14 protein-coding genes are annotated in these 16,256 nt (G+C 50.7%); 4 read left to right on the top strand and 10 right to left on the bottom strand.

Going from position 1 to position 16,256, the window contains the following annotated elements:
* Positions 1-71 precede the first annotated feature (71 nt).
* Positions 72-692, top strand: a complete 621-nt coding sequence (locus tag L3556_RS04965; protein WP_277866203.1) for a DUF305 domain-containing protein — start codon at positions 72-74, stop codon at positions 690-692.
* A gap of 17 nt (positions 693-709) precedes the next feature.
* Here the strand turns inward: L3556_RS04965 and typA are convergent, their stop codons facing one another.
* Positions 710-2,500 carry a translational GTPase TypA gene (gene typA, locus L3556_RS04960; RefSeq protein WP_277866202.1) on the bottom strand — a complete coding sequence of 597 codons (1,791 nt, stop codon included), beginning with the start codon at positions 2,498-2,500 and terminating at the stop codon, positions 710-712.
* A gap of 176 nt (positions 2,501-2,676) precedes the next feature.
* On the opposite strand from typA, the gene ctpC reads away from it, so the two are divergent.
* A complete protein-coding gene (ctpC, locus tag L3556_RS04955) occupies positions 2,677-3,963 on the top strand; it encodes a carboxyl-terminal processing protease CtpC (RefSeq protein WP_277866201.1) in 1,287 nt (428 codons plus the stop codon).
* A 55-nt stretch (positions 3,964-4,018) separates the two neighbouring features.
* Positions 4,019-5,116: a glycosyltransferase family 4 protein gene (locus L3556_RS04950; protein ID WP_277866200.1), complete on the top strand. Its 1,098-nt coding sequence runs from the start codon at positions 4,019-4,021 to the stop codon at positions 5,114-5,116.
* Between the two features lie 5 nt (positions 5,117-5,121).
* Here the strand turns inward: L3556_RS04950 and L3556_RS04945 are convergent, their stop codons facing one another.
* The 8 genes from L3556_RS04945 to L3556_RS04910 all read right to left on the bottom strand — a co-directional run bounded on the left by L3556_RS04945 (position 5,122) and on the right by L3556_RS04910 (position 13,661).
* Positions 5,122-5,829, bottom strand: a complete 708-nt coding sequence (locus L3556_RS04945; protein ID WP_277866199.1) for a hypothetical protein — start codon at positions 5,827-5,829, stop codon at positions 5,122-5,124.
* Between the two features lie 26 nt (positions 5,830-5,855).
* Entirely contained in the window at positions 5,856-6,623 is a 768-nt protein-coding gene (locus tag L3556_RS04940) for a TIGR03943 family putative permease subunit (protein ID WP_277866198.1), read from the bottom strand.
* Entirely contained in the window at positions 6,620-8,068 is a 1,449-nt protein-coding gene (locus L3556_RS04935; RefSeq protein ID WP_277866197.1) for a protein kinase domain-containing protein, read from the bottom strand. Before L3556_RS04935 ends, L3556_RS04940 begins: the two co-directional genes overlap by 4 nt.
* 33 nt (positions 8,069-8,101) lie before the next feature.
* Complete coding sequence (locus tag L3556_RS04930; protein WP_277866196.1) at positions 8,102-8,797, bottom strand: FHA domain-containing protein; 696 nt, start codon at positions 8,795-8,797, stop codon at positions 8,102-8,104.
* 143 nt (positions 8,798-8,940) lie between these two features.
* Positions 8,941-9,681, bottom strand: coding sequence for a 6-phosphogluconolactonase (gene pgl, locus L3556_RS04925; RefSeq protein WP_277866195.1), 741 nt, complete (start codon positions 9,679-9,681; stop codon positions 8,941-8,943).
* A gap of 69 nt (positions 9,682-9,750) precedes the next feature.
* The gene (locus L3556_RS04920; RefSeq protein ID WP_277866194.1) at positions 9,751-11,388 is read right to left on the bottom strand and encodes an acetolactate synthase large subunit; all 1,638 of its coding nucleotides are present in this window, start codon (positions 11,386-11,388) and stop codon (positions 9,751-9,753) included.
* 62 nt (positions 11,389-11,450) lie between these two features.
* A complete protein-coding gene (gene thrS, locus L3556_RS04915; RefSeq protein ID WP_277866193.1) occupies positions 11,451-13,292 on the bottom strand; it encodes a threonine--tRNA ligase in 1,842 nt (613 codons plus the stop codon).
* 183 nt (positions 13,293-13,475) lie between these two features.
* The gene (locus L3556_RS04910) at positions 13,476-13,661 is read right to left on the bottom strand and encodes a hypothetical protein (RefSeq protein WP_277866192.1); all 186 of its coding nucleotides are present in this window, start codon (positions 13,659-13,661) and stop codon (positions 13,476-13,478) included.
* Between the two features lie 84 nt (positions 13,662-13,745).
* On the opposite strand from L3556_RS04910, the gene pxcA reads away from it, so the two are divergent.
* Positions 13,746-15,152 (top strand): proton extrusion protein PcxA, encoded by a 1,407-nt coding sequence (gene pxcA, locus L3556_RS04905; RefSeq protein ID WP_277866191.1) that lies wholly within the window; start codon positions 13,746-13,748, stop codon positions 15,150-15,152.
* A gap of 7 nt (positions 15,153-15,159) precedes the next feature.
* Here pxcA and L3556_RS04900 read toward each other — a convergent pair whose 3' ends face one another.
* Entirely contained in the window at positions 15,160-16,251 is a 1,092-nt protein-coding gene (locus L3556_RS04900) for a PstS family phosphate ABC transporter substrate-binding protein (RefSeq protein ID WP_277866190.1), read from the bottom strand.
* Positions 16,252-16,256: the final 5 nt, after the last annotated feature.

Genomic DNA, 16,256 nt, shown 5'->3' with positions numbered 1-16,256 from the left:
CCCCTTAACTGGAAGGTTTAACCTGGAATTGAAGCACCCATGGATTGTGATCGATGAATCAAAAAGTTGTTATGGCATCTATTGCCTCCGTTGCGGTCATTGCCGTTGGAGCCTACGCCGGTAGCCAGTTTTTCCAGTCCAAGGAGGGCGATCCTGCGGCCCAGGCTATGAATCATCACTCCTCCATGAACCATGGGGGCATGGATCACGGCGGCCATGATATGCATATGAACGTCACTAGTGAGGCCGAATTTTTACGGGAAATGATCCCCCACCATCAAGAGGCCATTGATACCGCTGAGATTATCCTTGCCCGTAGCCAACGTCCAGAAATGAAAGCCTTTGCCCAAGAAATTATTGCGGTTCAGTCCGCTGAAATTCAGCAAATGGCGGCCTGGCTAGCTGCTTGGCATCCCAATGAAAATCAGCCGAGTCAATATCAACCCATGATGCGGGATTTGACCAACCTAGAGGGCGATCGCCTCGATCAGGTTTTTTTAGAAGATATGATTATGCACCACATGGGAGCGGTGATGATGTCCCAGCAGCTATTGCGTGGGAATCTGGTGGAAAATGAACCCGTTAAACCCTTTGCCGAAGCCATTGTCAGTAGCCAAAGTCAAGAAATTCAGCAAATGCACACCTGGCTTAGTGCCTGGTTTAGTTCCTCATCGGGTCAGCCCCATCACTAGTATTTCGCCGCATTTGGTTAACGTCGGGCCAGCTTTTTTGTAACCTTGCGGAGACGAATGGACTGGGGGGTAATTTCCACCAATTCATCGGGGCCAATGTACTCTAGGGCCCGCTCCAAACTCATCTCCACCGGAGACTGTAGCTGGACTAGTTCATCCCCAGTCGAGGAACGGAAATTGGTGAGTTGTTTCGTCTTGCAGATATTTAGCTCTAGGTCTTGGGGGCGGTTATGCTCACCGACAATCATACCTTTATACACCTTCGTGCCCGGAGTAACAAAGAACACTCCCCGATCCTCAGCATTTTTGAGGGCATAGAACGTGGTGGTTCCTTCTTCAAAGGCAATGAGTACGCCATTGCGGCGGGCGGCAATATCCCCAGCTAAAACCCGATAGTCTAAAAAGCTATGGTTCATAATGCCATCACCTCGGGTAAGGCGCATAAACTCTCCCCGGAAGCCCACCAGACCCCGGGCCGGAATTACAAATTCCAGTTGGGTACGGCCATTGCTGCCCACCTGCATATCCTGCATTTCCCCCCGGCGTTGGCCAATTCGCTCAATACACCCTCCCACCGCTTCCTCTGGCACATCCAGCACTAGGCATTCGTAGGGTTCGCAGGGTTGACCCCCCACTTCCCGATAGATGACCTGGGGTTGGGAGACCTGAAACTCGTAGCCTTCCCGACGCATGGTTTCAATCAAAATCCCTAGGTGCAATTCTCCTCGGCCAGACACGGCAAAGCGATCGGGGGAGTCGGTGTCTTCGACCCGTAGGGCCACATTGGTTTCCAGTTCCCGATAGAGGCGATCGCGCAGTTGGCGAGAGGTAACAAAATTCCCTTCTTGACCGGCAAAGGGAGAATCATTCACCGCAAAAGTCATCTGTAATGTGGGTTCATCCACCTTAATCAGGGGTAGGGCCCGGGGTTCATTGGGGCAGGTAATGGTTTCGCCAATATTGGCATCGGCAAATCCAGCAATGGCGACAATATTGCCCGCAGAGGCCGTGTCTAAATCAACCCGGCGTAGGCCATCAAATCCCAGTAGCTTGGTGATTTTACCTTTGACAATTTGTCCCTGATCCCGAACCAGGGCCGCCTGCTGACCCATCTGAATCGTGCCGTTGTGGATTTTGCCAATCACAATCCGTCCCAGGTACTCAGAATAGTCTAGGGTCGTGACCTGCAACTGAAGGGGGGCATCCGCATCGCCAATCGGAGGGGGAATATGGCGTAACATCGCCTCAAACAAGGGCTGCATATCCTTACCTTCATCCTCTAGACCATCTTTGGCATAGCCCGATAGACCGGAGGCAAACAGGTAGGGAAATTCACACTGATCGTCGTCCGCACCCAGTTCAATAAACAGATCTAAAACCTTATCGATCGCCTGGTAGGGTTCTGCCTGGGGGCGATCGATCTTGTTGACGATGACAATCGGCCGTAACCCCTTTTCTAGGGCCTTCTTGAGGACAAATCGGGTTTGGGGCATTGGCCCTTCATTGGCATCCACAATCAGCAGGCAGCCCTCCACCATACCCAAGACCCGCTCGACTTCACCACCAAAATCGGCGTGACCAGGGGTATCCACAATGTTAATGAGAATATCTTTGTAGCGAACGGCGGTATTTTTCGCCAAAATGGTAATGCCCCGCTCCCGTTCCAGATCATTGGAGTCCATAACACAATCGGGAATATCTTCCCCCGCCCGAAACGTACCGGATTGGTGGAGCAGGGCATCAACAAGAGTGGTTTTGCCGTGATCGACGTGGGCAATGATCGCAACGTTGCGGATGGGCAAAGTCATAAAAAACCTGAGGAAAAAGTGAACGAAAAAGTCAAGGATTTGCTACAAACCTTAATGATCTTAGCTCAGGATGAAGCCCGACGGGAACGATCTGTATCCTCGTCCGTCTAAACCCTAAGAAGTAGATAGGCTATGCTAGATTCAGCGTAGGCTTAAGAAACTATAGGAAAAGCACTATGAGACTATCAAATCGTACTCTGGTGGTTGGGGCAACCGTTGTTTTAACTGCAGCCGTGGCTGTCACTGGAGCCGGTTTGCATTTGTCTAAGAGCCTGGCAGGGTTTCGCCAAAGTCCCAAGGAATTAGTGGATGAAATCTGGCAGGTCATCGATCGCGAGTATGTGGATGCCACATTTAATGGCAATGATTGGCGGGCAGTGCGGCGAGAGTACCTGTCCCGAGAATATGCCACCCCCGATGATGCCTACAAAGCGGCGCGGGAAATGTTAGAGAAAATTAACGATCCCTATACCCGTTTCATGGATCCAGAGCAGTTCAAATCGATGCAAATTGAAACCTCCGGGGAATTAACGGGGGTGGGCATTACGATTACCGAAGATGAAGAAACCAACGAAATCACGGTCATTTCCCCCATTGAGGGGAGTCCGGCGGCGGATGCGGGTTTGAATGCCAAGGATGTGATCATCGAAATTGATGGCACGAGTACCAAGGGCATGGACTTAAACGAGGCGGTGGGGATGATTCGCGGCCCGGTGAATACCAGCGTCCGCCTCAAGGTGCGCCGGGATAACCAAATTCTTAACTTTGATATTATTCGCGCCCGCATTGAGATCCATCCTGTGCGCCATAGTCTGCGGGAAACGCCCCAGGGCAAAGTGGGCTATATTCGCCTCGTTCAGTTTAGTTCCAATGCAGCGGCGGAGATGCGATCGGCGATTCGGGAATTTGAAAAGGAAAATGTCGTGGGCTACGTCCTTGATCTGCGATCCAATCCAGGGGGGTTACTCTTCTCCAGTGCAGAAATTGCCCGCATGTTTCTGCGCCAAGGCACGATTGTCTCCACGGTCAATCGTCAAGGGGTTTCCGATCGCCTGCAAGCAGGCCGGGGCTTTTTGACGGATAAACCCATGGTGGTTTTAATTGATGGTGGTTCTGCCAGTGCCAGTGAAATTCTGGCCGGAGCCTTGCAAGACAATGGCCGGGCGACCTTGGTGGGAACGAAAACCTTTGGTAAGGGCCTAGTGCAGTCGGTGCAACCCGTGGGTGAAGCTTCCGGAATTGCGGTGACGATTGCCAAATATCTAACCCCCAGTGGCCGGGATATTAACAAAAAAGGCATTGAGCCAGATATTGAGCTTGCCTTAACGGATGCCCAGCGGGAAAGCCTAACCCGTGATGACATTGGCACGGACAAGGATCCCCAATATTCCCAAGCCTTGGTAATCCTGCGGGAGCGCATTGCTGCCGGACAACAGCAGACCAGCCAATCCACGACTCCTTAGGGCTATTTAGGATGAGGCCCTCTCCTTGGGATTGGGATAATCAGGCGATCGGGCTATGACCCATATTCTCTACGTTCTGCCCTATCTTGGTCAGGGGGGGACGGAAAAACAGGCCTTGAGTTTAATCCAAGCCCTAGGCGATCGCTATGATCTTTCCCTATTAGCTCCCGATGGCCCGGGGGCAGCTCCCTTCCGTGCCTTATCCATTCCCCAGGCTACCTTTACCCGTTGGGATTTTAATTTTTTTAAGGGTTTTTTTGAGGTTCTCCGGGCGCTAAGGGCCATGCACCGCCAGAAAAAGATTGATCTGGTGCATATCCATGGGGCCCACGAACTAATGATTCCCTGTCGATGGGTACTACGCCACACACCCATGATTTTTACCGTCCATGGCTACCATGGCAGTGGCGCCCTCTTTAGCTACCGCACCAGTGCCTGGTTGAGTCAATGGCTGGCCCAGGGGGTGATTACGGTGTGTCAAGCCGAGGATGACCTACTGCGGCGATTTGGGTTGGCCGGCCCTAAACGCCATTTGATCTATAACGGGGTTCCCCAGCCGAAGCTAGAGCCGGAAAAAACTAGGGCATGGGCGCAAACCCTTCATCTTCAGCCTGATCAGCAATTAATTATTGGCACCGCCGCCCGCCTAAATCCGGTTAAGGGACTCACGTACCTGATCCAGGCCTTTGCCCAATTATCCGGGGAGCATTTGCGCTTAGTGATTGCCGGAACCGGTGACTTGGAAGCAGACCTGAAGCAGGAGGCGGATGATTTGGGCGTGGGCGATCGCACGATTTTTACGGGCTATGTGGCGGATCTTGCCAACTTGATGCAGGTGTTTGATATTTTTGTCCTCCCCTCCCTGGAAGAAGCCTGTAGTTTGGCCTGTGCCGAAGCCATGGCCCAGGGAAAACCCATTGTTGGCACAAATGTCGGTGGCATTCCCGAACAAGTTGCCGATAAAATCAATGGCTTTATCGTTCCACCCCAGGATGCAACGGCCCTTGCCGAAAAACTCGGCCAACTCGTTGCCGACCCCGAACTACGCCATCGCTTTGGCCAAAACAGTGGCGATCGCTATCGAGATAATTTTTCCCTAGCAACCATGGTTGCCCAAACAACTCAACTGTACGATCAGTTTATACAGCCATGATTTTTTTATGGTTCTAGTTGATCCTGCTGATGAGAAGATTGTTTTCCTTGCATTCTTCTGCAACGTTTTTCAATATCTTGAGCAATTTCACGAATAGCCAAACGATCGCTGGCAAGAAGGTGGGGATCAACGATCTGAATTTGTTGCTCTAAATTAACATTATAATGATACAAAAGTTGGAGAATATCCGTTTCGTAAAGAGCCGCTCGATCAAAATTTCCTTGTCGATAAAGTGAGGGTAGGGCGTAAAATTTCAAAATGATTAAGCCTTCTGGAGTTGCACAAGAAATACGAAATTTTCTCCATTCAATTTCATTATTATAATTCTGCTTGACTTGCTCAAATAGTGGATTTTGAGTTAACAACAAATCAATTTGCAAACCTTGATAATTTGCACGAACAAAATTTTTATTTTCATGATTTATTATAACTTTATCTAGACTACTCAAGTCTGAGTAGGACATAATCAGATCAACATCTTCCGTGTTCCGTCCTTCCACAAGAGTTAACATGGCAATGCCACCAACCAAAAGGTAGGATATATTTTTTTTATTTAGTTCGTCAAACAAAGAATCAATCGTTTTAATTAAATCATTAACGTCTAATGGAGTCATGATCAAGTTTGTTTTTTTTAGATTGAAAATTTTTGCGTAGTACAAAACATTTGCAATTTTATTACTTGATAACAATGCGAAATTTGTGGGGCTATCCAAGGTCACTCTTATCCAATCTATCGTCATTAATAGGCAAAGGGATTGGACGGCGTATCAATGGGGGTAATGGTTTCTGCCCGCAGCACCATTTGTCGTCGTCCTGCCAAGGTTTCCGTCATCATTCGTCCCTGGACTCGGAACCATTTATCCTTGGTGTAGGCGGAGCGATCGCCATCGATTTTCACCGGTAGTCCCACGGGATAGGCATCCGCCGCGCAACAGGTCAAGACAAACCGCGTCAAGGTAAAGTAATTAGGCGGCAGGTTGCTACTGTGAACGGCAAAGCCTTCAATATTTGCAGGTAAATCATTGTAGGCATCCGGCTCAGGATAAACATCTAGGGTGCGGATCCAATCAATGAGGGAGCGATCCTCCGGTCGTTGGGATGCCCGGAAGGATTCGGGGCGATTACGGGTCACCGTTAACCCTTCATTTAATCCCCGATGCTCGGCAGTTTGGCTATTAAAGGGTTGGGGCGTAATTAATAGACCAATCACTGCGGCCCCAAGCAAAACCGATGTCGTAAATAGGGGCGGGAGTAGGGAAACATGTTGGACGGGAACCACCTGCCGCCGCCACAGGCGAACCGTTTGCCACAGGCCACAGATTAACAGTAAAAATCCCGCCGCGATCGCCAAGGGAAAATAATTGGGATGAATCAGCAGGGCCAGGCGATCGCCCAGCCAGTAGGACAAAAATAAGACCGCCCACAGCAATAGGGCCAGTACGGACAACCACTCTTGCAGTAGCCAGCGACGGGAATACATGAGCGGTTTTAGGGATTTAGATGTCATTGACTCGATAACCCTTGAACCGATGTCGCCGTTGCTAAAAATCGCTCCAGTTTTTCCTTGACGACCCGGGCCGTGGAATGACGCTCTTGGGGATTGGGATGGGTGAGGGTATTAATCAAATGAACCATCCGCGGATCCAAATGGGGAATATCTTCAGCATAGAGACGATACTCCTTAGCTCCCCAACGGTAGTAGGTTTCAGGTTCATATCCAGTCAAAAGATACACTAAGGTCGCCCCTAGGGCGTACAGATCCGACGTGGGTTGGGGATGACCTTCCTGTTGCTCTGGAGCCGTGTAGCCAACCGTGCCAATAAATGTCCCGGATTCCGAGGTTAAGACCATGGCCTTGCCCCAGCCGACGAGCACTAACCCCGTATCCGCCCGCTCAGCGTAGGGATGAATTAAATTGGAGGGGCGAATATGCTGGTGGACAATGGGTGGATTCTGCTGGTGTAATTTTTCCAGGAGAGTGCAAACCGGGAGTAACCAGCGGGCGACTTGGTTAATACTCAGGGGGCCCTCTTCACTGACTAATTTTTTAAGATTGCGGCCATAAACCATTTCCATGGCAACGTAGGGCTGCTTCCCCACCATGAACCCTTCCCAAATCTTGGGTAAACAGGCATGGGATAATTGACTTAGTTGCTGAAATTGACGGCAAAATTGACGGGCATCCCGGCGGGAGGGCATCAAACCGTGGCTTTTGAGAACGAGGCTAATCCCGTTACGCCAGGCTAAAAATGTATTATTTTGTCCCATAGACTTAATGGCGTGGTAGGAGCCAATCTGCTTCCAAACCCGCAGGGGATAACCACACTCAATGCAAAAGATGTCCCCTGTCTCAGCCCGACTATGGGTACAACTGGAATCCGGCGGGGCCCGATTTTTTCCTAGGAATTCCTGGGGGAGATCTCCCGTGAGGGCAAAGGCCTCAACTTCGTCATCCTCTTCGTCATCACTACTGCTTGCCTTATCCCCCTGGGCGGCGGATTTCACTTCCCTGGGGCTACTGGCACCTTCTTCTTTGTCGCCATCTTCAATATCTGTGGCACTGGCGATATGGGTTGCCTTGGATGCATTGTCTGCGGGGGTCTGCTCAGGAATGGTTTCCATCCGTGCATTGGGCGGAGGAGGCTGATCAACCGCCGCAAGACGGATTTGGATATTGGGGCCGGAGCGAGCTAGGCGTAAGATGCCGCCATCACTGAGGGGAGCCTGTTGAACCCGCTTACCATCTAGGTAGGTACCGTTTGTGCCTAAATTGACCACATCCCAATGAACCCCGCTGCGCCGCAGTTCTACATGGTGACGGGAAACAACCGCACTGTAGAGCACCACATGATTATCCACTGCCCGGCCAATGCGAATGACTGGGTCAGTTTCAAAGGTCCAACTTTGGACGGGTGTTGCTTGGACAGGATGCAAAAGGGTCAGGGTAATCACGTTCGTTTACCGTCAGCGTTAGTTAATGAAGTGTTAAGTATTAAGTATTTCATAGACAAAGGTGACTAAATCTCCTTTTCCGAGGGAAAAGCGATCGCCATTGTTGAGACGATGACGATTGCCGGGGGAGAGGGGATGGCCGTTGACGTAGGTACCGTTGGCACTGCCCACATCTTCGAGATAATGGATATCACCTTCGATACGAATGTCAGCATGGATGCGGGACACAATTTCTGAGTTTGGGAAACCGGCCACATCAATATCTGGGGGGATGCGATCGTTGGGCTTACCCACGTGAATCACAATTTTACCCACGGGAATCGAAATGGGGGTTTGGGTCTGCACATGGACAAGTTGGGCCTTGCTGGTTTGAACCCGGGTAGGGGAATGGGTAAAAATCGGTGGTGGTGGCGGTATCGGCGGCGGTGAAAGCGTGCTAACCCGGGCTTCTTCGGCGGCTAATTCTAGGGAATCAATGTCTAGGGGGCTGGAAATTTCAATACCGCCCTCGTGCAAATTTAGGGGTAAGGGATCGGGAGCCTCTGCGGGGGATGAATTCGCCATGGTTTGGCGCAGGCTAAAGCCACACTGACCGCAGAAGCTGGCATCAGCCTGAACAATGGCACCACAGTTGGGACAATTTTTCATACTTGGTAACGCTGTAAAGCAGGCCTCACACTGAACCGCATGATCGGGATTAGAATGCTGGCAACTGGGACAAATAATCATAGGAGTCCTAGGAAACCTGTGTCCATGCCTATCCTACACAAGAGTTAGGAAAATGCCCAAGGGTAGGATAAAAAATAACATACCTCATTGTATCTAGGGAATTGCCAGAATATCTAGGTCAAATTATACATCTATGGCCAATCCTAGGATTCTGGGGGAGTGACACCTAGGCCAGCTTCTTGATCGAGGAGCCAAATTAGGGATTGTTCCGGTTCAATGAGGCGGGTTGGATAGGTCTGGGGGTCACCGGTGCGGTTGAAAACATGGCTGAGGGCCTGTTGTTTATTGGATCCTGAAACTAGAAAAAGAACCGTTTTGGCGTGATTTATCAGGGGAACGGTAAACGTAATCCGGGGTTGATCGTCTTTTTTTCCCACCGTTACCAGGCGATCGCTCACCTGAAGGGCTGGGGTATGGGGAAAGAGGGAAGCGGTGTGGCCATCGGGGCCCATACCCAAAAGAATGAGATCAAACTGGGGAATCTCGCCCCCATGGGTTTGAAACACCCGCTGAAGGGTTTCTTCGTAGGCTGCCGCAGCAGCGACCGGTTCCTTGAGGTGGGTGGGGGTGATGTGAATATTTTGACTCGGTATCGGAACCAGATCCAACCAGACCTGCTTGGCCTTGCCGGCATTACTGTCCGGGTGAGCTAGGGGGACATAACGCTCATCTCCCCAAAACACCTGAAATTTATCCCAGGGTAAACTTTCTTTGCTGAGTTTTTCGTAGAGGCCGGTGGGTGTACTCCCCCCCGCTAGGGCAATGGTAAATTGATCTCGCTCATTGATGGCAGCGGTTAAGCATTCTAGGGTAATGTCTAAGGCCCGCTGACAGAGGGTCTCTAAATCCGGTAAGACTTCAATGTGACGTAATTTATTTGCCATAGTTTATTGTTGTGACTGATGGGTCAGGGTAATTTTTGCAGGGGGCCAGAAGCGGGATTAACCTTTAATCTAGGTTGTACAGTGTAATTCTCCAGAACGCTGATTAAACCGTAGATTCTCGCTGTAGTCTACGGGAACATCAATAATGGTGGGGACATCTTGCTCTAGGGCCGTTTTCAGGGTGGGCACAAAATCGGCGGTGGATTCAATGCGATAGCCCTTCAGGCCCATACTTTCGGCTAATTTAACAAAATCGGGATTGCCAAAGTGAACGTAGGCGGACTCACCAAAGTAGCGGTGCTGTTTCCATTCAATCAGGCCGTAGCCACCATCGTTAAAAATAATGGTTGTAAAGTTAGTTTTCATTCGTAGGGCTGTTTCTAGTTCCTGGAAGTTCATCATGAAGCCCCCATCCCCGGTGACGGCCACCACATGGCGATTGGGATAGACTAGTTTGGCGGCAAGGGCCCCGGGCACTGCAATCCCCATGGCGGCAAAACCATTGGAAATTAAACAGGTATTGGGGCGATCGCAGTGGTAGTGGCGGGCAATCCACATTTTATGGGCCCCCACATCGGAAATCACCACATCCTCGGGCCCCATTACTTGGCGGAGATCGTAGATGAGTTTTTGCGGTTTGATTGGGAAGCCATCGTCCTGGGCATATTGGGAGTAGTCCGCCACAATATCCTGGCGCAAATGGACGGCATAGGGGGTCGGTTTCCCTTGGCGATCGGCCCGCTTCAGAATTTCGTAGAGGGAATCGGATATTTCCCCGACGACTTCCACCGCTGGAATATAGCTACTGTCAATTTCGGCGTGGGTTGCGGCAATGTGAATAATCGGTAGTCGCCCTTCCGGGTTCCAGCTTTTGGGGGAATACTCAATCAGATCGTAGCCAATGGCGATAATCAAATCGGCGTGATCAAAGCCGCAGCTAATATAGTCCCGCTGCTGTAAACCCACGGTCCATAGGGCGAGGGAATGTTGGTAGGGGATTACTCCTTTGCCCATAAAGGTATTGACAACGGGAATATTCAGCTTTTCCGCAAAGTGAGTCAGGGCCGCGTCAGCTTCGGCGCGAATGGCCCCATTGCCCACTAGAATCAGGGGATTTTCTGCTTTGTTAATTATTTCCGAGGCTTTAAGAATACTTTGGAAGGAGGCATAGGTTTTTTCTACGAGGCCGGACTCTAGGGGAGAGCCTTCAACCTCCATGCCTGCGATATTTTCTGGTAAATCAATATGGACGGCTCCCGGTTTTTCCGTTTGGGCAACCTTAAAGCCTTTGCGGACAATTTCCGGGGTAATACTGGGGCGGACAATCTGGACATTCCATTTGGTGACGGGGCTGAACATGGCCACTAAGTCCAGGTATTGATGGGATTCAATGTGCATGCGATCGGTACCCACCTGGCCCGTGATCGCCACCAAGGGGGCCCCATCTAGGTTGGCATCCGCCACGCCGGTCATTAAATTGGTTGCCCCTGGCCCCAAGGTGGATAGACACACCCCTGCTTTGCCCGTGAGCCGACCATAAACATCCGCCATAAAGGCAGCCCCCTGTTCATGGCGGGTGGTAATAAACTCGATGGAGGAATGGCGCAGTGCTTGCAGAACGTCGAGGTTCTCTTCCCCCGGTAGGCCAAAGATGTATTTTACCCCCTCATTTTCTAGACATTTGACGAGTAACTCAGCCGTATTCATGGTGTCCTCAAAGGGTTATTCTAAGAAATTTCAATTCAAGTTCGCGTTAAATTTACGATGCCCTAGTCTTGCCAGGTGAATCCTAGGCTGCGGTTTTCCATGGCGGTTTTGAGACTGGCGATCGCCTGCCCTAGGTTAATACTTCCCACATCTCCGTCGGTACGGGTGCGAATACTCAGGGTGTGTTCCTCCGCTTCCTTGGCCCCAATAATGGCCATGACCGGAATTTTTTGGGTCTCCCCATTGCGAATTTGTTTGCCGAGGCGATCTCCACTGGTATCCACCTTGACGCGAATACCGGCCTGTCTGAGTTTATGGGCCACCTCCTCAGCATAGGGCCGCTGGACATCCCCCACGGGTAAGAGTCGTACCTGCTCTGGTGCTAACCAAAAGGGAAAATCCCCCGCATATTCCTCAATGAGAATGCCAATTAATCGTTCTAGGGATCCAAAGGGGGCCCGATGGATCATCACCGGTCGATGGCGTTCATTGTCATCGCCAATGTATTCGAGATCAAATCGTTCCGGCAGATTGTAGTCCACCTGCACCGTACCCAACTGCCAGTCTCGACCAAGGGCATCTTCAAAAATAAAGTCCAGCTTGGGTCCATAGAAGGCCGCTTCCCCCAGACCGAGAAAATGATCCATTCCTAGGGATTCCACCGCTCGCTGGATGGCATTTTCTGCCTTTGACCAGGCTTCATCGGAACCAATATATTTATCCGAGTCTGGATCCCGAAAACTGAGCCGGGCCTTGAAGCGATGCAAATGGAGAGCGCGAAATACCTCCAGGATGAGATCCACCACGTTCAGGAATTCCTGATCCAATTGATCGGGGGTGACAAACAGGTGGGAATCATCCACCGTAAAGCCGCGCACCCGGGTTAAACCCCCCAATTCTCCCGATTGCTCATAGCGATAGACCGTCCCAAATTCCGCCAACCGCAGGGGTAAATCCCGATAGGAGCGCAATTCACTTTTATAAATTTGAATGTGAAAGGGACAGTTCATCGGCTTGAGGACAAACCCCTGTTCTAGGTTGGCGGCGGCCTCATCTTCCGCCATCAGCGGAAACATATCCTCTTTGTACTTTTGCCAATGGCCCGAGGTCTTAAATAAATCCACCCGAGCAATGTGGGGAGTCACTACGGATAAATAGCCCCGCTTCAGTTGCTCCTGTTTGAGAAAGTCCTCGAGGGTGGAACGCAACACCGTGCCCTTGGGAGTCCATAGGGGTAAGCCGGGCCCGACGGGATCCGCAAAGACAAATAACCCCAGTTCCTTGCCCAGTTTGCGATGATCTCGCCGCAGGGCCTCGGCTTTGCGCCGCTGGTGTTCCGCCAGTTGCTCTGGAGTTTCCCATGCTGTTCCATAGATGCGTTGCAGTTGGGCCTTGGTTTCATCGCCGCGCCAGTAGGCTCCGGCCACACTCTCTAGGGCGATCGCCTTGGGGTTAAGCTCTGCGGTATTTTCCACATGGGGGCCGGCGCAGAGATCCCACCACTGATCCCCTAGGTGGTACAGGGTAATCGGTTCCTCTAGGTCTGCGAGAATTTCCAGTTTGTAGGGCTCCCCCAGGGCCTCAATCCGGGCGATCGCGTCCTCCCGGCTTACTTCTTCGCGGATCACCGGTAGTTTCCGCTTGATAATCTTCACCATCTCCTTTTCAATCCGCTTTAGGTCTTTTTCGCTAAAGGGTTCGGGATGGTCAAAGTCATAATAAAAACCCGACTCAATCCAGGGGCCAATCGTCACTTGGGCCTTGGGAAAGAGCTTTTGGACGGCCATGGCTAAAACATGGGAGGTGGTGTGGCGAATCCGCTTCAGGGTCTCTGATTCACTGGTACGGGGTAAGGCAATGGGGGCAGATTGGGGGCTATGATCCTGAACCGACACCGACGACATAGAACGTATTAACCTGCTGAATTGGAGCGCACTGCTTCTATCTTACCGAGATTCTATACTTGCAGAACTTGTAGAGACAAAAAACTGGGGCGATGTTAACTTCAAAAAACACGCCCTAATTCGTGGGATTTCGATTGATTGATTTTATTTTACTAAAAATTTAGAATTAACTTGAATCCACCTTTAGTATTGGGAATCCACTTCACCGGACGCCACTTTTTCCAGGAGATTCTGGAGGATGGCTTCTTCTTCCTCAGAAATTTCTCCATCCGCTAGCACCGCATCAATAATCTCGCCGTGTTCCTTCAGGGTGAGGATTTTATCTGCAAGGGCTTGTTCAACCAGGGCTTTGATTTGGGCCGGTTCCATGGGGGGATCTCCACTTTATTGGTTTTATTTGGTTAGGTGAATGGATTTGCTACGATCCTACTACCATTATCTGCATTCCTGGCCATGACACCCAACCCCTTTTCGGGCCTGCGACAAACAATTTCCCAGTGGGAAAAATGGTACTTGACCACTCCTGAGCGGGCGTTGCAGGACTCCTATGAGGCGGCTCTGCGCATAAAAGCCATTGAGGATGAGCATTTTCAGTCTGGCCCCATTAGTCCCCTGTCTCTGCCGCCGGGCTCCGTAGCAGGCTACTTTGAGACGGAACTGAAAAAGCTTCTGAAAACGGTACGGATGCGCCTGACGGAATTTCGTGCCAGTAGCCAAGTTATCCAGATTCCCCCTGGGGGACGGTTGCATCGTCAAGTTGGAATCGAGAATGGGACTATTCCCACCTATACGGTCACGGCTGAGGCGATCGCCGAGGGTGATAAAGAACCCACGATTTATGAAAAACTCCGCTTCATTGATGCCACCATCAATCGCTATAAACGACAGCGGGAACGGGAATTATCGGCCCTAGCAACACCCGCTATCAATAGCCGCGGGAATGAGCCAAAGAATGGCCGCCCTAAAAATCCGGTTAAAAATGATGCCCAACTCACCGATAAAGACTCCCTCTATCGCGCCGAGTATATTAACGACGATACAAAGACGGAAGATTCCAAGCTCGATAGTAGTAGTTTTATTCCCCGCTCTATTTTACGAACCGCCGATCGCTTTCGCCGTGAACTCGATCCTGGAGAAGACACAGAAGCAGAGGTGATGCGGGATTTTCGCACCTCCAGAATTCGCACAAGGATTGCCATTCGCTTTGTTTTACTCCTGATTATTGTGCCCCTATTAACCCAGCAGGTATCCAAGGCTTTTCTGGTCAGCCCGATTGTGAATCACTTCAGAGCCGTGGGTCAAATTGAGAAAATTATTAATTCACAATTAGAAGAAAATGTCTTAGAGGAACTCGCTCGCTTTGAAAATAAAATTCGCTTTGAAAGTTTGGTGAGTCAAATTCCCCTTGCCCCTGAACAGGTGGAAGCACAAATCCGCCAAAAGGCGATCGAGCTTTCTACGGAGTATAAAAAAGAACTCATTGAACCCCTAAAAAACATTCTTTCCGATGCCCTGGGCTTGGCAGCCTTTACGATTCTCCTTTTTACGGGTCAGCGGCAGGTCGCCATTCTCAAAGCCTTTATGGATGAAGTGGTCTACGGCCTTAGCGATAGTGCCAAGGCATTTATTATTATTTTATTTACAGATGTTTTTGTTGGCTTCCACTCGCCCCACGGTTGGACGGTCTTAGTGAATAATACCCTTCAGCATTTTGGCCTGCCTCGCAATGAAGACTTTATTGATATGTTTATTGCCACGTTTCCGGTGATGCTAGATACGGTCTTTAAGTACTGGATTTTTCGATACTTAAATCAAATTTCCCCTTCGGCGGTGGCAACCTATAAAAATATGAATGATTAGGGCCCGATCACCGCAGGCGCACATAACCGGCCTTGACAATTAACTCCTGGCCCTGATTGGTCAAAAGCAGATCCGCATAGGTACGGCCCACCTGCTCATCTAGTTGGCCATTCTTTTTAATAATCACAAATAACCGTCGTGTAATCGGATAGGTTCCAGTTTGAAACGCACCATGGTTTAAGACATTCCGCTGGGCTGGGCAGTTTTCCAATGGGGCAAAGGGAGATTGATAGGGGGGAATAAAATCGGAGCCACGGGCACTGAGGGGCAGGGGGCGCACCGTACATTGACCTACAATTTCCGGGGCGGAGGCGTAGTAAATGCCGCCGGGGTTTGCCCCTACTTTTCGTAGGCCATCGGTGGTATCGCGGGTAAGTTCCACATTGGAGCCCAGATTTTGGCCATTCAAGACTTCATCCACAAAATACTCCACAGTGCCTCCATCTTCGGGACGACGGGAATAGGCAGTAATGGAGAGGTTGGGCCCCCCCACTTGGCTCCAATTGGTGATTTTGCCTGTATAAATATCCACTACGTCTTGAACAGTTACGCCTGGAATGTTTAGGCTAGGATTCACTGCTAGGGCAATCCCATCGATCGCCACGGGAATGGCCTCTAATTGATAGCCACGGTTTTGGGCCTGTTGCCGTTCGCTGTCATTAATCGGCCGCGAGGATTGGGAAAAGACGAGTTGATCATTCAAGAGCATCCGAATACCACTGCCGGATCCTGGGGTGCCGCTGGTGGGGTCTGTATAACGCAAACGAAAGTTGGGCCACACCGCTTGAATCACTGGATCCGCATCCCGACGAATGGGGGCCCAGGTGGTACTGCCGCCGTAGTTAAATAATCCAGCGGGCACGGCGGGGACTTGGGCAAAAAAGTCTAGATTAGATTGCCCCGACTCCGGCCAGGGAGCTTGGGAGGTTCCGGGCAAAGTATTGCTGGGATCACTGTCATTTCCTTGGGTGGGTAGGGGAATACCGGGGGGAACATCTGATTTCAGAAACCGGAGAACCAACCAGGCTCCACCCCCCAACAGGCCTAGGGTAAGGATCAGCGAAAATAGGAGGGGGACAATGTTATTGCGTTGAGACATAGGTT

The sequence above is a fragment of the Candidatus Synechococcus calcipolaris G9 genome (assembly GCF_029582805.1).
GTDB lineage: Bacteria > Cyanobacteriota > Cyanobacteriia > Thermosynechococcales > Thermosynechococcaceae > Synechococcus_F > Synechococcus_F calcipolaris.
The sequence above is the reverse complement of the archived record's forward strand: the minus strand, read 5'-3'. Positions and strand labels throughout refer to the sequence as shown.

Coding starts and splice junctions, on each gene's coding strand:
- L3556_RS04950 (WP_277866200.1), top strand. CDS start 4,019: ATGACCCATATTCTCTACGTTCTGCCCTATCTTGGTCAGGGGGGGACG.
- L3556_RS04910 (WP_277866192.1), bottom strand. CDS start 13,661: ATGGAACCGGCCCAAATCAAAGCCCTGGTTGAACAAGCCCTTGCAGAT.
- L3556_RS04920 (WP_277866194.1), bottom strand. CDS start 11,388: ATGAATACGGCTGAGTTACTCGTCAAATGTCTAGAAAATGAGGGGGTA.
- L3556_RS04930 (WP_277866196.1), bottom strand. CDS start 8,797: ATGATTATTTGTCCCAGTTGCCAGCATTCTAATCCCGATCATGCGGTT.
- typA (WP_277866202.1), bottom strand. CDS start 2,500: ATGACTTTGCCCATCCGCAACGTTGCGATCATTGCCCACGTCGATCAC.
- pxcA (WP_277866191.1), top strand. CDS start 13,746: ATGACACCCAACCCCTTTTCGGGCCTGCGACAAACAATTTCCCAGTGG.
- thrS (WP_277866193.1), bottom strand. CDS start 13,292: ATGTCGTCGGTGTCGGTTCAGGATCATAGCCCCCAATCTGCCCCCATT.
- L3556_RS04900 (WP_277866190.1), bottom strand. CDS start 16,251: ATGTCTCAACGCAATAACATTGTCCCCCTCCTATTTTCGCTGATCCTT.
- L3556_RS04940 (WP_277866198.1), bottom strand. CDS start 6,623: ATGACATCTAAATCCCTAAAACCGCTCATGTATTCCCGTCGCTGGCTA.
- L3556_RS04965 (WP_277866203.1), top strand. CDS start 72: ATGGCATCTATTGCCTCCGTTGCGGTCATTGCCGTTGGAGCCTACGCC.
- pgl (WP_277866195.1), bottom strand. CDS start 9,681: ATGGCAAATAAATTACGTCACATTGAAGTCTTACCGGATTTAGAGACC.
- ctpC (WP_277866201.1), top strand. CDS start 2,677: ATGAGACTATCAAATCGTACTCTGGTGGTTGGGGCAACCGTTGTTTTA.